The 14,743-nt window shown below is 66.5% G+C and carries 14 protein-coding genes and 1 tRNA gene; 4 read left to right on the forward strand and 11 right to left on the reverse strand.

What is annotated here, in order from left to right; all coding sequences use genetic code 11:
* Position 1: 1 nt before the first annotated feature.
* Complete coding sequence (locus ACOXXX_RS06585) at positions 2–2,242, forward strand: molybdopterin cofactor-binding domain-containing protein (RefSeq protein ID WP_422825759.1); 2,241 nt, start codon at positions 2–4, stop codon at positions 2,240–2,242.
* 11 nt (positions 2,243–2,253) lie between these two features.
* On the opposite strand, the gene ACOXXX_RS06590 is transcribed toward ACOXXX_RS06585, so the two are convergent.
* The 11 genes from ACOXXX_RS06590 to ACOXXX_RS06640 all read right to left on the reverse strand — a co-directional run bounded on the left by ACOXXX_RS06590 (position 2,254) and on the right by ACOXXX_RS06640 (position 13,646).
* A complete protein-coding gene (locus ACOXXX_RS06590; protein WP_422825760.1) occupies positions 2,254–3,336 on the reverse strand; it encodes a DUF1513 domain-containing protein in 1,083 nt (360 codons plus the stop codon).
* A 5-nt stretch (positions 3,337–3,341) separates the two neighbouring features.
* A complete protein-coding gene (locus tag ACOXXX_RS06595) occupies positions 3,342–4,349 on the reverse strand; it encodes an imelysin family protein (RefSeq protein ID WP_422825761.1) in 1,008 nt (335 codons plus the stop codon).
* Positions 4,346–5,869: a di-heme oxidoredictase family protein gene (locus ACOXXX_RS06600; protein ID WP_422825830.1), complete on the reverse strand. Its 1,524-nt coding sequence runs from the start codon at positions 5,867–5,869 to the stop codon at positions 4,346–4,348. The genes ACOXXX_RS06595 and ACOXXX_RS06600 overlap by 4 nt, the downstream gene beginning before the upstream one ends.
* Positions 5,870–5,972: 103 nt before the next feature.
* Positions 5,973–7,235 (reverse strand): imelysin family protein, encoded by a 1,263-nt coding sequence (locus ACOXXX_RS06605; RefSeq protein WP_422825762.1) that lies wholly within the window; start codon positions 7,233–7,235, stop codon positions 5,973–5,975.
* A gap of 18 nt (positions 7,236–7,253) precedes the next feature.
* Positions 7,254–7,730 (reverse strand): hypothetical protein, encoded by a 477-nt coding sequence (locus tag ACOXXX_RS06610; RefSeq protein WP_422825763.1) that lies wholly within the window; start codon positions 7,728–7,730, stop codon positions 7,254–7,256.
* Positions 7,727–7,891, reverse strand: a complete 165-nt coding sequence (gene hemP, locus ACOXXX_RS06615; protein ID WP_422825764.1) for a hemin uptake protein HemP — start codon at positions 7,889–7,891, stop codon at positions 7,727–7,729. The genes ACOXXX_RS06610 and hemP overlap by 4 nt, the downstream gene beginning before the upstream one ends.
* A 513-nt stretch (positions 7,892–8,404) precedes the next feature.
* Positions 8,405–8,481, reverse strand: a tRNA-Arg gene (locus ACOXXX_RS06620).
* Between the two features lie 108 nt (positions 8,482–8,589).
* Positions 8,590–9,891 carry a hypothetical protein gene (locus ACOXXX_RS06625; protein ID WP_422825765.1) on the reverse strand — a complete coding sequence of 434 codons (1,302 nt, stop codon included), beginning with the start codon at positions 9,889–9,891 and terminating at the stop codon, positions 8,590–8,592.
* 187 nt (positions 9,892–10,078) lie between these two features.
* Positions 10,079–11,461: a sensor histidine kinase gene (locus tag ACOXXX_RS06630; RefSeq protein ID WP_422825766.1), complete on the reverse strand. Its 1,383-nt coding sequence runs from the start codon at positions 11,459–11,461 to the stop codon at positions 10,079–10,081.
* A gap of 28 nt (positions 11,462–11,489) precedes the next feature.
* A complete protein-coding gene (locus ACOXXX_RS06635) occupies positions 11,490–12,908 on the reverse strand; it encodes a dihydrolipoyl dehydrogenase family protein (RefSeq protein ID WP_422825767.1) in 1,419 nt (472 codons plus the stop codon).
* A gap of 3 nt (positions 12,909–12,911) precedes the next feature.
* Complete coding sequence (locus ACOXXX_RS06640; RefSeq protein WP_422825768.1) at positions 12,912–13,646, reverse strand: TVP38/TMEM64 family protein; 735 nt, start codon at positions 13,644–13,646, stop codon at positions 12,912–12,914.
* Positions 13,647–13,930: 284 nt separating this feature from the next.
* Between ACOXXX_RS06640 and rpmH the strand changes: the two genes are divergently transcribed.
* From rpmH to yidD, 3 genes are read left to right on the forward strand one after another with little or no spacing between them, the layout of a single operon-like run.
* The gene (gene rpmH / locus ACOXXX_RS06645; protein WP_011453767.1) at positions 13,931–14,068 is read left to right on the forward strand and encodes a 50S ribosomal protein L34; all 138 of its coding nucleotides are present in this window, start codon (positions 13,931–13,933) and stop codon (positions 14,066–14,068) included.
* A 22-nt stretch (positions 14,069–14,090) separates the two neighbouring features.
* Positions 14,091–14,489 (forward strand): ribonuclease P protein component, encoded by a 399-nt coding sequence (gene rnpA / locus ACOXXX_RS06650; protein WP_422825769.1) that lies wholly within the window; start codon positions 14,091–14,093, stop codon positions 14,487–14,489.
* On the forward strand, positions 14,486–14,722 hold the full coding sequence (gene yidD, locus ACOXXX_RS06655; RefSeq protein WP_422825770.1) for a membrane protein insertion efficiency factor YidD: 237 nt from the start codon (positions 14,486–14,488) through the stop codon (positions 14,720–14,722). The genes rnpA and yidD overlap by 4 nt, the downstream gene beginning before the upstream one ends.
* Positions 14,723–14,743 lie beyond the last annotated feature (21 nt).

Below are 14,743 nucleotides of genomic sequence, written 5' to 3' on the forward strand. Positions count from 1 at the left end.
GATGAGCCGCTTGCGCACCTTCACCCGCCGCGCCTTTGTCGTCGGCGCGGTCGCCGTCGCCGGGGGCGTTGCCTTTGGCACCTACATGGTCCGGCGGTCCTATCCCAACCCGCTGAAAGGCGGGCTTGGCTCCGACGAGGCGGCGCTGACGCCTTATGTCAGGATCGACACGGACGGCGTGACCCTGATCACCCCCCGCGCCGACAAGGGGCAAGGCGCCTATCACGTACAGGCGGCGCTGCTCGCGGAAGAACTGGATGTCGATCTGGCGGAGGTGCGCGTCGATCCCGGCCCGCCCGCGCCCGTCTACTGGAACACCGCGCTTGCCGCCGAGGCGGCGGAATTCACCGTGCCCGCAGGCGGCGTGCTGCGCGACGTGGCCGAGGACGGCATCGGCGCGGTGATGAAGGTTCTGGGCCTGCAGATCACCGGCGGATCGACCACCGTGGCCGACGGGTTCGACAAGCTGCGCGCCGCCGGGGCATCGGCGCGCGAAACGCTCAAGGCCGCGGCGGCACAACGCAGCGGTGTGGACATTGCAGAGCTGCGCACCGAAAGCGGCGCGGTGATCCTGCCGGGCGGTGAGCGCATTCCCTATCCCGATCTCGCCGCAGAAGTTGCGGAGATGGAACCGGTGCAGGATGTGCCCCTGCGCGCGCCGTCGGACTGGCGTTACATCGGCAAGCCGATGCAGCGGCTGGACATCGTGGCCAAATCCACCGGCACGCAGACCTACGGCATCGACGGCGCGGTTGACGGGATGGTGCATGCGGCACTTTTGCTCAACCCCGCGCAGGGCGGCGGGATCAACGGCTATGACGCCACCGACGCGCTGGCGATGCGCGGCGTGCAGGCGGTGGTGCCGATCACCGGCGGCGTCGCCGTGGTGGCCGACAACACCTGGCGGGCCATGCGTGCCGCCCACAGCATCAAGGCCGACTGGACCCCCGCGCCGATGCCCGCGACGATGGACGCGCATTGGCAGGCACTGTCGGATGCCTTTACCCAGGATGCGCTGGACAGCCGCAAACGCGACGATGGCGATATCGACGCGGCGCTGGATGGCGCAGAGGTGATCGAGGCCGAGTATCGCGCGCCCTACCTGGTGCACGCGCCGCTCGAGCCGCTGAACGCCATAGTCCGGGTGGACGACGCCGGGGCCGAGGTCTGGACCGGCACGCAGATCCCCCGCTTTGTGCAGCAGAACGTCGCCCGCATCGCGGGGCTCGAGCCCGAGGACGTGACCCTGCACGCGCAGATGATGGGCGGCAGTTTCGGCCACAGGCTCGAGGACGAAGTGGTCAAATACGCCACCGAGATCGCGGTTCAGATGAAGGGCACACCGGTCAAGCTGACCTATTCGCGCGAAGAGGACATGCTGCACGACTTCCCGCGCCAGATCGCCATGGCGCGGATGCGCGGGGCGGTGTCGGGCGGGCAGGTGACGGCGATGGATCTGGGCATCGCGTCACCCAGCGTCATGGCCTCGCAACTGGGGCGGCAGAACCAGCCCGCCCCCGGCCCCGACAGCCAGATCGTGGCGGGGGCTTGGGACGCGCCCTTTGCCATCCCCAACCTGCGTGTCAGCGGCTACCGCGCGCCGGCGCTTGCGCCGATTTCATCCTGGCGGTCGGTGGGGGCGTCCTCGGGCGGGTTCTTCCAGAACGCCGCACTGGACGAGCTTATTCACGCCGCGGGGGCCGATCCGCTGGAGGAACGGCTGCGTCTGTGCAACGACGATCTGGCGCGGCAGGCGCTGGAGGCCGTGGCCGAGATGTCGGGCTGGGCCGGTCCGCTGGGCAACGGCAAGGGTCGCGGCGTGGCGCTGACCCGCAGCTTTGGCGTGCCCTGTGCCGAGGTGGTCGAGGTTTCGGTGACCGACGCGGGCATCGTGCTCGACCAGGTCTGGGTCGCCGCCGAGGTCGGCACGCTGGTCGACCCGGTGAACTTTGAAAACCTCGTGCAGGGCGGGGTGATCTGGGCGCTCGGGCACGCGATCATGGGCGAAACGACCTATGAAAACGGCGCGGCGCAGCAGGCCAATTTCGACACCTTCCCGTCCATGCGCCTGTACCAGTCGCCGCGGATCGAGGTGCGGGCGCTGGAAAACGGATCGCGCGTGCTGGGCATTGGCGAACCCCCGGTACCCCCCGCCGCCCCGGCGCTGGCGGGTGCGATCTTTGCCGCCACCGGCCAGCGGCTGCGCGAGATGCCGTTCAACCGGTTCGTCGATTTCGCCTGACCCGGGCCGGATCAGGACAAGGCGATCAGGTGGTTGTCGAAGCGTAGCGACGGGTGGCGCATGTCGCCTTCCCGCGCCCTGCCCCCCAGGCGCCGGATCGCGCCGGTGCCCGAGGTCGTGATGATCTGGCCAGCCTGCGCCGCGACCCCGCAGACATCCGCGATGGCGGTCGATGCGGTCAGCGCACCGGTGCGGCTGTCAAAGACCTGCACCCGCCCCCCGCGCGGCGAGGTGACGGCGATGCTGCGGCCGTCCGGTCCGAAGGCGACGCTGCCGATATAGCCCGCCATCTGCCGCAGTGCGTCGTCATCCGCCTGCATGAATGTCATCTGCCCGCCCCGGTCATGCCGCCCGACCAGCGCGGGCGGGTTGCCTTCGCCCTGCCACTGCATGCCAAAGGCCACCGTGCCCGCGGCGCTGACGGCGAGATGCCGGATCGAATTCTTGTGCATGGCTTCGGGCGGCTCTACACGCTCGACCACGTCGCCGCGTTCGATATAGGCCAGGTTCGGGCGCATGGTGGGGATGTTGAGCTTGGCCCGGCCGCTGTCGGGATGGGTGTCGATGCCGCCGTTCGCAATGACCAGCGTGTCGGTGCCTGGCAGCCGCTTGATCTCGTGCGGGCCGATGCCGCCGCTGTCGAATTCGCCGATGCGCTCGTAGCCGCCGGCGGCATCCCAGATGCCGATCCGCCCGCGCCCACCCTCGTAATCGTTTTCCGTGGTGTAAAGCAGGTCGCCGTCTTGCGAAAACGCGCCGTGGCCAAAGAAATGGCGGCCTGGCGGCGCCTGCAACAGCGCGCGCTCGTCGCCGGACCGGCAATCGATCACCACCGCAAAGGTACCCGGGCGGCGGGCAAAGGCCACCGCTTCGGGCCGCGTCGGATGCGCGGCCGCCGCATGGCCCCGACCCGGCAGCGGACGCTGGAACACGATCCCCAGGTCCGCACCGATCCCGCAGAGCATATGCGCCCCGTCAGCGGTAGCGGCAGCCGACAGGAAGGCGGGCGATCCGGCGTCCGCCCAGGTCGGGGCGGGCATAAGCCCCGCCGCCAGCAGTCCGCCGATGAAGTGCCGTCGTCCGGTCTGCGTCATCCGTTTCAATCCCCGTCCAAGGCGTTGAAGCCCGCCGCGACGCTGAGGCGCGGGCCAAGGTATTCGGCGGCGGTGTTGCGGATCGCGTCGATGGCCTGCGCCAGAACCTCGATCCTGAGCCGCGCGCCCGGCTCTGCCACACCGGCAAAGACCGGATCGTTGAGCGCATCGAGTTGCGCCAGCGCCTCATCGAACTCTTCTTCGAACTCCGCCACCAGAGCGCTGTCGCCCGCGGCCAGACGCACCGCGAGATCGTGCAGCGACGTCAGGGAGATTCGCACATGCGCGGCGGACCGGCCGGACCGGCGCGCCTCGGCCCGGTTGGGTCTTGGCTTGTCGAAGGTGCCCAGCGGGCGGCCCAGCCGGGTGTCCGAGGTGAACTGCAGGCCCGCGGTCAGCGCCTTGAAAAGCTCTTGCAGCGCGTCCTCGCGGCTGCGGTAGATGCCGTCGGGGCCGGGGTTTTCCATCGCCTTTGCATAGCCCGGCTGCCAGTCGTCCAAAATGGCGGCGGACAGCCCCGCGATATCTGCGGTGACCGTGCGGATCAGGGTGCAGCGATAGGCCGGATCGGTGCCCTGCCCCAGCGCGTCGTCGTAAAGCAGCAGTTCGAGCGCGTAGAACCCGCGTGCGGCAATCGACACCTCGCCATAGCGGTCGGGGTCGCTGGCAACGGGATCGGCCTCTGCCATCAGGCGGGCCAGCGTGCGCGGCGTGGCGCCGCGGCTGTCGGGCCAGAATGCGAGGGCGAATGCACGCTCCTCGACCTCGGTCGGGCCGAAGCGCAGATGGCTGGCGGCGATCCAGGCGTCAAAGGCGGTGCCAAAGGCCTGTCGAAGCGCGTCCGACCCCGGGTCGCAATCCTGCGCCGCGGTGTCGGCCAGACTTTGCGATGTCGCGGCGAGCGTTTCGAACCGGGGCAGGATGTGCCCCTCGACCACGTCCGCAACGACCGATTGTGCGGCGGCCCCCAAGGGCCAGGCGCAGATGGCAAAGGCAAGGATCGTGCGTTTCATAGGCTTTCCAGATATCTGAGAAGCGCGGCGCGGTCCGCCGTCGGCATGGCGACAACCGCATCGCGCTGGGTCTGTGCCTCGCCACCATGCCACAGGACCGCCTCGAGAATCGAGCGTGCGCGCCCGTCATGCAGGAAATAGCTGTGACCGCTGACCTGCCGGGTCAGGCCGATGCCCCAAAGCGGCGGGGTGCGCCATTCCTGCCCCGTCGCGCGCGCCTCGGGCCGGTCGTCGGCCAGCCCCGGCCCCATGTCGTGCAGCAGCAGATCGGTATAAGGCCAGATCAGCTGGAAGCTTTGTTCAGGCTGATCCCTCAGCCGGTGGGTCACGAAGTTGGGGGTGTGGCAGGCGGTGCAGCCGGTGGTGTAGAACACCTCTTTCCCGCGCAGCACCTGCGGGTCGTCGATGTCGCGCCGCGCCGGAACGCCCAGATTGCGGCTGTAGAAGGTGACAAGGTCCAGCCCTTCGGCGTCGATCTCGAACCCCCGCGCGTCGCCATCGCCGTGGATCGCCGCGCGGCAGTCGGCCTGCAGATCGGTGCAGTCGCCGCTTCCGGCAGTGAACAGCGGGTTCGAAATGCCGATGTCGCCCACGAAGGCCCCGGCGCTTTGTTCCCGGATCGTCGGATTGCCCGCCTTGAGGCCGAAGCGGCCCAGCATCGGCCGGTCGAATTCCGAGGACCACACGATGTTGGGGCGGCCGGAAATGCCGTCACCGTCCAGATCGTCGGGATCGGCCCGGGCCAGGATATCGGCGGCCGGGATCGCCTCGAGCAGGCCCAGCCCGATCATCTGCGGCGCGACCCGCGGGCTGAGCATCGCATCGGGGTGCAGCAGTCCGTACCCGAGGTTCACCGCCTCGTAGGTCGGGTGGCGCAGCCACACCGTCGTGCCGTCCGCCAGCGTCACCGCCTGTTCTTCGTAGCGTACCGAGAGGCGGTATTCGGACGGATGGCCCTGTACCGCGAATTCCTGAAGCTGGGTGCCGTAGGTCGGATCGGGCGCCGTGGCGATGTAGTCCGCAATCTCTTCAATTGCATCCTCTTCGCTGCCGGGGATCGAGATGCGCAGGAACATCGACACCGCAGGATCGTCCGGCCCCTCGGGCGGATGGCCACGCCCGTCCTTGATGTGACATCGCTGACACGAGCGCGCGTTGAAAAGCGGCCCAAGCCCGTCAGAGGCGAGGGTCGAAGACGGCGACGAGACCCAAAGCTTGCGGAAAAGCCCGTTGCCGACCTTGAAATCCAGCTCGCCCCCGAAGCTGATATTGCCCGAGGGCTCTGAAAAGGCGCTGGCATCGGACCTTGCCCGCACCGTCGCGGCCCCGGCCGACCGATCCTCGAACCGCTGCGGGGCGTGGAAATCCTGCGGCAGGGCGGTCGCGACGGCGATCCGCGCGGCCTCGTCCCCGGTGCGCGGGATCACCGCCAGATGCGGGTCATCCAGCCCCGCGTAAGGGTCACCGGCCCGGGCGCCGGACGCGGCCAGCAGGGCGATCAGCAGCAGGGTGCCCGGCATGTTCCATCCCGATTGCGAAAAGCTGCGCATGTTTTCCTATCCCGGTTTGGGCCCGAGGCCCGGATGCGACCGGACGCTCGGGCTCTGTGACAAGACGGGCGACCTACTGGAACACCGCGCCCGGATCATCCAGGCTGTCCGATCCTTCGATGGCGCTGCCGTCCACGCCCAGGGCCTTGATCACCCGTTCGATGGACCGCGTCTGGTCGATCAGACCGTCGACTCCGCCCATGATCAGCGCCTCACCCGCCGTGTTGCCGCGTTCCAGCATCTGGTCATAGGCGAACCCGGCTTCGGCCGCGATCTTGATGCGCGCGAGCGCCAGCACCGCCGCATCGAGCTTGCCGCGCATTTCCGCGTCCAGCGCCGCATCCTGCTGCGCCACCAGATCGGACAGCGACGGCCCCGTCACCAGTGATCCGTCGGCGCGGACATAGGCGCCCATGTAGACGTTGCGGATGCCCACGCCGTCATAGAAATGGTCGTTGTGGGTGTTGTCGGAAAAGCAGGAATGCTCTTCCTCCGGGTCGTTCAGCATGACGCCCAGACGCATCCGTTCCCCGGCGGTTTCGCCATAGGACAGCGACCCCATCCCGGTCAGGATCGCGGCGATCCCTGCGCCGGTGTCGGTCATCAGATCCGACCGCGCCGCGCCGCCTTCGGCCCAGGCCGCGGCCATGTACTCCAGATCCGACACCAACAGATCGGTGGCAGCGCTCAGATAGGCCCCACGCCGGTCGCAGTGCCCGCCGGTGCAGGCGTCACCTGTGGCGTAGTCGGTCCAGGGCCGGTTTCCGGCGCCTGGCTCGTGACCGTTGAGGTCCTGCCCCCAAAGCAGGAATTCGACCGCGTGGTAGCCGGTGGCCACGTTCGCCTCGACCCCGTCGGCCTCGTGCAGGGAGATTTCCAGAAACTCGGGCGTGATCGCCGTGGCATCGACCTCCTGCCCCGACAGGATAAAGGTCGGATTGGCGATGACATTGAGCGCGGCAAAGGCGTTTTCATCCGACGGGCCCGCGTAGGCCGCATCGACATAGTCGATCAACCCTTCGTCGAGCGGCCAGGCGTTCACCTTGCCTTCCCAGTCGTCGACGATGGGATTGCCGAACCGGAACACCTCGGACTGCTGGTACGGCACCCGCGCCGCAAGCCAGGCCGCGCGCGCCTTGTTCAGCGCCCCGGCCGACGGGTCAGACACCAGCGTGTTGACCGCGTCCTGCAGGCGTTGCGCGGTGATCAGGCTGTCTTCGTAGGTGGCGGCGGCGATGTCGGCATAGGTGTCCAGCACCTCGCCCGGTTCCACCGCATGGGCGGGCAGTGCGGCAAGCGTCGCCAGAGCGGAGAGTGTGAGGGTCTGTCGTATCATGAAGTCCGTCCCGTTGGTTCAGTGGAGTGTCTGGTGTGGGTATCGCGGCGCCAGATCGCGCGGTGCCGCGATCCGCATCTGCCTTAGCGCCAAGCCGACATCGGCGGCCAGCGACGCGATCAGCGGGGCCATGTCGACCCGGACCAGCAGCGTGGCGATCAGCATCGCATCTTCCCGCTCGCCCGTGGCGGCAGTGGCGATGAAATTGGCAAAGCAGGATTCGTCGGCGCCCAGGCATTTGCAGGCCACCGCATGCCGCATCAGCGGGCGGCGCCCGTGTTCGGCACAAAGCGCACAGAGCGTTTCAAAGGATTTGAGCGCCGCCCTGCCCCGGGCGGCCCCAAGCGCGGCGGCGAAGTCGTCCCAGATCCGGGCCCGCGCCTCGGGCCCGTCGCCCCAAAGCCGCAGGTAGATCACCGACGCGGCTTCGATCCCGTCCAGGTCCGCGACATGGCCCACCGGCGTGCCGCCGCGTTTGTCAACATTGCCCGTCATTTGGTCAGGATCAGCTTGCCGGCCCGCGTGATCCGCAGGGTGTAGGTCTGGTCGTCCAGCACGATCTGCGCCAGGTCGCCGCCCTCGGTCAGGTCGCGGACAGCATAGGTGGGCAGCACCGGCACGGCGGCGCGCTTCGGCGGGGCAGCATGAAAGGTCATCGCGATGCCTCGTCCAAGGTCGATGCCAGCGGCGCGGCCATGCAAGGAGTGGCAGAGTGTTTTACGGGGTGCGGCATCACGACGTCCTCTTATGACAGGTGCAACGGGTTCACGTGTCGGGCTGCCCGAGAATGACTCGGGGTGGCTGGACTGAAGACAAGACTGAGTGAAAGAGTCGGATATGTCAATCCGACAAATTCAGTTGGGTATTTCCATACAACCCGGAGGTGCCGGATCGAGCCGATCCTGTCGGCTGGCCGCAGGAAGCCATTTCGGTGCAACCGGCATGTCACCGTGCCAAAGCAGCACGCGCGCGCGCGGGGCGACGTTAACGCTCTGCTTTAACGTCGCGAAACAAATCGCAACGGTCCGCGCCCATTCCATACCGCCCAAAGAAGGCATAGGCGCGCGAACGAAAGAAAGCCGTCAGAGCAACAAAACCACCTCGTCCCCCGCGAACAAACAAAAAGGGCCGCCCAAGGCGACCCGTTCGAATTCGTCAAAAGTGCAAGGTGGCGGACCGAGGAGGATTCGAACCCCCGACCCCTTGATTCGTAGTCAAGTACTCTATCCAGCTGAGCTATCGGTCCGTGGAGTCGGGAATTATTAGAGGCCGGTCGGCTTTGCAAGGGCCAATGCGGGCAAAAGGGAAAACTTATTCGGCCGCGGGCGCGGCGCTTGCCCACCGAAAGACGCGATCAATCGGCGACGACGGGCCGGAGCGCCTCAAGCGTGGCGGCGAGTGCCGCGACCTCGGCGCGAAGGTCTGCCATCTCGGCCTCGTGCGCGGCATTGAGCTGATCGATGTAGAGATAGGCCTTTTCAAGCTCGTTGAGCATCCCCGTGGACAGACCCGACAGATCGAACGGCCCGTTCTCGTCGGTCGGGCCGACACTGGGCAGATGCCCCTTCTCGCGGATCGCGGCCATCTGCTCGGCAAAGCTGGGCAGCGGATAATCCGCGTCGAACACCCTGTCGCAGCCGGCAGCACAGGAGCCGCCGGTAAAGATCCGGCCTGGAATCGTCATGTCGCCATCCGCCGTCAGGGTCAGCTCCGGCCCGTCCGCCACGCCATCGGCGATGATGAAACGGTTGGGCGCAGCGTTTTCATGGTTGAAGAACCACGTGGTGCCGGCGTTGGTATTTTCGAAGGTGAAATAGGCCCCGCCGTTCGATGAAAGCTTGAAAAGCTCGCGCGCGACGCCCGGATCGCCGCCGGTGTTTTCCACCAGCACCCGCGCGCTGCCGTCGGCGCGGCTGACGTGCAGGGGGGCCACAGGCGACAAAATCCCCAGGCCGACGTTCCCGGTCGCGGCATCCCCGAAGAACGTGGTCTTGCCATCGGTTCCCCAGACCTGGAAATCCATGTCGGTATCTTCCCAGTTGACGTTGAACCGTCCCAGGGTGGCCAGGATCGTCCCATTGGGCAGGCCCGGGTCCAGGACGATAGGCTGCGTTCCCGCCCCGACATCCTGAAGGATGAAACCGCCGCTCCCCCCGATCATATCCCAGCTTGACGCCACGCCGCTTCCGTTCAGACGCAGCGCTGCGGAGCCAGATGGAGAAACAACATGCAGATCGGTTTGCGGCATCATCGTGCCCAGCCCGACATCGCCGTCGCTGGCCACGTAGACCGAATTCGACGGGGCACCGCCCTGAATGAGAAAGGGCCTTGTGCCGGCGGTTTCATCCTCGATGCGGAATTCCTCGGGATCGGTCGACAACGTGCCGTTCGTCTCGATCGCCCAGTCGCGATCCGGAAAACTGGGGTTCGTGCTGGTATCGTCGAACCGAAGCCGCACGCTCGTGCCCTTGAGCTTGAGTTCCTCGAAGCTGGTCGAGAAATCTTCGGCGTTCTGGCAGTCATTTCCCATACACATATCGTTCTGAACGATGGCCTGATCGGTGGTCAGAACGACATCCGCCAGCGCCGGGCCGGCGGTCAGCAGCGCGGCAAGGCCGGCCTTCAAAGCATCTCTTGAAAACGTCTTGTGCGACATCACGACTGCAACTCCCAGACAAAGAGTCCCAGACCGCGTGCCACTTGCAGGACTCGTTACATGAAAACACGGACCGCCAACCCCGTATGCCGCAGAATGCGCCGGTTACGCCACTCCGGTCAAAAGCTTAAGCCGTTGCGGCAATACATTTTCTGCCATTGCAGCGCAGCGCCCGGGCGCCCCGCCCTCAGCCCATCGATCCCATCGGCAGCTGCACCTCGAAGCGCGATCCGGTCGGTCCGCTATCGGCCAGGATCAGCGTGCCGCCATGGCCGCGCACCAGTTCCGCCGCGATCGCCAGCCCCAGGCCCGAACCGCCTTTGCGAACCCCGCCCTGGAATGGCTGGAACAGGTGTTCGCGCGCCTTGGGGGGAAGGCCGGGCCCGGTATCGGCGACCTCGATCACCCAGGCGCTGTCATTGGTGCGGGCGGCGACGCGGATCTCGCCCGGCTGTCCAGATCCAGCGATGGCCTGCCGGGCGTTGCGCACCAGGTTCGACACCACGCGATACAGCTGTTCGGGATCGCCGCGCACCATCATCTGGCCGGGAATTTCCTCGCTCAGGCTGATGTCGTCCTCGCCGATGGCCAACCGTTCGCTGTCCAGCACGTCGTCCACCAGCCGCGCGAGGTTGAAGAGCGTCAGCATCGGCGCCGGTTCCTCGGCCTTGCCGAAGGCGAGGGTGGTTTCACAGAGCGACACCGCCCGGGCGATGGAATTGACCAGCTTCGGCGCCATGCGCTTGACCTGCGGATCCTCGGACATCTCGATCCGGTCGGTGAAGAGCTGGGCCGAGGTCAGGATATTGCGCAGATCATGGCTGACCCGCGCCACCGCCCCGCCCAGCTGGGCCAGGCGCTCCTTTTGCCGCAGCGCCTGGGACAGCTGGGTCTCCAGAGATTGCAGCGTTTCTTCGGCTTCGCGCAGCTCGCGCACGCTGGCCGAGGGCTGGATGATCCGGCGGGCATCTTCAGGCGCGCAGGCATAGCTGCGCATGTGGCTGACGACCCCCTTGATCGGCTTGACCAGCAACCGGCGCACCGCAAGGAACAGAAACGACGCGGTGATCACGGAAATAACGGCCGACAAGGCGAGGATGCGCAGACCGTAATCCAGCATGGCGGTGCGCAGCTCGCCGGTTTCCATCGTGACCTCGATCAGCAGGCCTGCGTCGCGCAGGGGGTTGCCGATCACCCGGATCATCTGGGGTTCGGGCACGAACAGCACCATCATCGCGTCGCGGATGAGTTCGGGCGCAGAGGCATCGCGCAAATCATAGGTCGCCGACACCACCCCTGGCATCGGCGAGGACAGGACCAGCTGCCGGGCCTCGTCGCGGCGCAGCACCACGTTGAAGACGCCCGCATTCAGCAGAAGCTCTTCTTCCAGATCGCGGTCGATCATGTCATCCGCCAGCAGGGCCAGCGACGCGATCTGCGCCCGTTCCAGCCGGTCGAGCAGGTAATCCTCGCGGAAGCGCGCGACCGACGGCACGAAGATCAGCACCTCGGCCAACATGACGAAAACCGTCGTCAGGATCAGAAAACGACCAGAGAGCGAATTGAGCATGACCCCGGACCCGGCCCTTTCCTAATTCCTAAGGCAACCAGCGCTGCACGAGCCCGACGACCCGCTTGACCAGCGCGCTGTCGAACAGCCGTGGCGAGAAATAGGCTCCTGCGGCACGTTTGTTAACCTCTCCGATGGTTGGATAGGGTGCGACCATGTTCGCCACATGCTTCATCTTGAGCTTGTTGGCCAGCACCAGGGCCCAGAGGTTGATGAGCTCACCCGCCTGATACCCCGCGATGGACACGCCGACGGGGCGGCCCTTGACGACCATGACCTTGATCAGGCCCTTGGTCTTGCGTTCGGCAATGGCGCGGTCGTTGTGTTCGTAGTGAAAGCGCACGACCTCGAGGTTCATGCCATGCTCTTTCTTGGCCTGCGCCTCGGTCAGGCCGACCTGCGCCAGTTCGGGGTTCGTATAGGTGGCCCAGGGGATGTGATCGGTCTTGGCCTTGGCGGGCAGTCCGAACAGCGCCGAACGGATGACGATTCCGGCGTGATAACCCGCCACATGGGTGAACTGCAGCCCGCCCGCCACGTCGCCGATGGCATAGACCTTGCGGTTCGAGGTGCGCAGGCTGGCATCGACGTCGATGCCGCTACGGGTCGTCTTGATCTTGGCGGCCTCGAGGCCCATCCCGTCGGTGTTGGCCTTGCGCCCCACCGCCATCAGCAGGTGCGTGCCTTTGAAGACGGCACCGTCTTCGGTTTCGACCTCGATCGCCCCGGCGCTGCCGCGAACTTCCTTGGCCTTTGCATGCTCCGCGATCTCGATCCCCTCGGCGCGCAGGTTTTCCAGCACGACAGCGGCCAGTTCCGGATCGTCCTTGCCCAGCGCCGTCGCACCTTCGATGACGGTGACCTTGCTGCCCAGACGACGGTGTGCCTGCGCCATCTCCATCCCGATGGGGCCGCCGCCGATCACCAGCAGGTGGTCGGGCTGTTCGCGCAGCTGCCAAAGGGTTTCGTTGGTGATGTAGGGCACCGTATCCAGCCCGGGGATCGGCGGCACGAAGGGCGAGGATCCGGTGGCGATGACGATGCGCCGCGCCTCGATCAGATGATCGCCGGCCTGCACTTCGGTTTCGGAGACGAACACCCCGCGTTCACGGATGACCCGCACGCCGAGGCCTTCGAACCGTTCCTGGCTATCCACCGGCTCGATCTCGGCGATGACGCCCTGCACGTGATCCTTGGCGGCGGCATAGTCGACCTTGGGGGTCACGTTGGCCACGCCGTAGACCTCGGAATGGCTTTGCCCCCACGCGGCCTTGCCACTGGCGATCAGCGCCTTGGACGGCACGCAGCCATAGTTCAGGCAATCCCCGCCCATCTTGTGGTCTTCCAGCAGCACCACATCCGCGCCCATCTGCACCGCGCCCGCCGCGACCGACAGTCCGCCAGAGCCTGCGCCGATCACCAGAATATCCGTCTTGATGCGTTCCATGGATCACAGACCTTTCTTGCCGCGCACGGCCTTGAGGAGGATGGGAAGGGCGGCCAGCAGGCACAGGCCCAGGATGGGCAGAAGGATCTGCGGCTCGAAGATGATGCCAAGGTTCGGCGTTTCGCCACGCTCGAACACCTCGCCCAGTCCCGCCCCCACCGAGGTATAGACCACGGCCCCCGGGATGATCCCCAGGAAGGTCGAGATGGCAAAGCGCGACAGCGGCACACCCACCAGCGCGGGCACGAGGTTCGCCACAAAGAAAGGCACAGCGGGCACCAGCCGAATGAGAAAGAGCATCGACCACTGGTTTTCGTCGATCCCGTCCTTGATGCGCTTTACCACGCCCTCGCCGGTTTCCATCCGCGCGGCCAGTCGTTCGCCCAGACCCCAGCGCGCCGCCAGAAAGATCACGATGGCCCCCAGCGTCGCGGCCGTCACATTGAACAGCGCGCCCGGGAAGGTCGCGAACAGGAAGCCACCCGTCAGCGTCGCGATGGTGGCCCCGGGCAGCGAAAACGCCACGATGATCACATAGGCGAGCATGAAGACCGCCACGGTGGCCACATAGTTGTCATCGCGAAAGGCCAGCAACGCCTCGCGGTTGTCGCGCAGCGTGTCGAAGGTCAGGTAGTCGCGCAGGAACCACCCCCCCACAAGCGCAACGACGGCGATCAGGATCAATGGCAGGTAGCGGGCAAAGCCGGTCTTTTCTTGTGGTTGGGTCATATCGGACATCTCGGGGCCTTTGCGGCAGGGGTTGCGGATGACTAGAACATGCGCAGCGTGGCGCGCAAACAACAGCCATCTCACGGGCGCTTGATCCCCGGTGACGCGAGGCGTGACAATTGCGCCCCTTCTGCGCCGGATTGAAACATATCCCGCACCGGAACGGGCAAAATGTTGCAGTTTTCGCGCCTAGGCCGTTTGACACATCTGCCGGGGGCTTCTATAGACCGGGCTTCGAATGATTGGGCCCGTGCGAATCCGCTTGCGCGCGCCATATGGACGGAGACGGAGCGATGTCGAAACGCACCTTTCAACCCTCGAACCTCGTGCGCAAGCACCGCCACGGGTTCCGGGCACGCATGGCCACCAAGGCCGGCCGCAAGATTCTGAATGCACGCCGCGCCCGCGGCCGCAAGTCGCTGAGCGCCTAAAGCGCTTCAGACCGACGACGCCATGACACCGCCGGAGGCCCCCGATATCGCAGCGGGGAACACGCCCCCGGCGGTTTCGTCATGTCCAAAGCTTGGTATCCTGCGCAAGCGGCCCGATTTCCTGGCCGCGGCCCGCGCCCGCCGACAGGGCACGCAGGGCATGATGGTGCAGGCCCGTCCCCGGGATGACGACGACCCGACGATCCGCGTGGGCTTTACCTGTTCCAAGAAGGTCGGCAATGCCGTGGCGCGCAACCGCGCCAAGCGTCGCCTGCGCGAGGTTGCCCGGCTGGTGCTCCCGGAGGTGGGACGCCCGGGCTGGGATTATGTCCTGATCGGCCGGTTCGAGGCCACCGCCGCCCGCCCCTTCACCGATCTGCAGGGCGATCTGCGCTATGCATTGAAAAAGCTGCACGGATGAGCCCGCTTGCCTATCTGCTGTCGCTGCCGGTGCGCGGCTACCGCTTGGTCTTCTCGCCCTGGGTCGGGCACGGATGCCGGTTTCAGCCCACCTGTTCGGCCTACGCGCTGGATGCCTTGAAGCATCACGGCGCCCTACGCGGCGGCGCGATGGCCGCCTGGCGGATCTGCCGCTGCAACCCCTGGGGCGGCTCGGGGTATGACCCGGTGCCCGGCGACAACGGCAAGGAGTAAGGACCAGGCCATGGTTCTTGC

It is taken from the genome of Thalassococcus sp. BH17M4-6, assembly GCF_049323015.1.
GTDB lineage: Bacteria > Pseudomonadota > Alphaproteobacteria > Rhodobacterales > Rhodobacteraceae > Puniceibacterium.